Origin of the sequence: Streptosporangium carneum (assembly GCF_027922005.1) — a bacterium.
Taxonomy (GTDB): Bacteria; Actinomycetota; Actinomycetes; order Streptosporangiales; family Streptosporangiaceae; genus Streptosporangium; species Streptosporangium carneum.
Window position 1 is genome coordinate 1 of the sequence record NZ_BSEV01000163.1, and the last position, 528, is coordinate 528.

The 528-nt window shown below is 68.4% G+C and carries 1 protein-coding gene; it reads left to right on the forward strand.

The annotated features are described in order from the left end of the window. Positions 1 to 24 precede the first annotated feature (24 nt). The coding region (purE, locus tag PKF00_RS45080) for a 5-(carboxyamino)imidazole ribonucleotide mutase (protein WP_438827877.1) at positions 25 to 528 on the forward strand (504 nt) is incomplete at its 3' end.

Below are 528 nucleotides of genomic sequence, written 5' to 3' on the forward strand. Positions count from 1 at the left end.
CCTTTTCTTCGTTCAGGAAGCGTCATGAGCGATCTTTCGCCGTCCTCACCCGATATGGCTGCCACCGCCAGCCTTGCCGATGTCGCCATCGTCAAGGGCTCGCGTTCCGACTGGCCGAGCAAGAAGAAGGCGGCCGGCCTGCTGCGCGATCTCGGCGTGAACTACGAGGCCCAGGTCGTCTCGGCGCACCGCACGCCGGACCGGCTGGTCGCGTTTGCCAGGGGCGCCCGCGAGCGCGGCATCAAGGTGATCATCGCCAGTGCCGGCGGTGCGGCCCACCTGCCCGGCATGATCGCGTCCATGACAACCCTTCCGGTGCTGGGCGTGCCGGTGAAGTCCAAGGCACTCAGTGGCCAGGACAGCCTCCTGTCCATCGTCCAGATGCCGGCCGGCGTTCCGGTGGGCACGCTCGCGATCGGCGATGCAGGGGCCACCAATGCCGGCCTGCTCGCGGCTTCCATTCTCTCCCTGTCCGATGACGGGATTGCCGGCCGGCTGGCGCACTGGCGCCAGGCCCAGACCGACAGC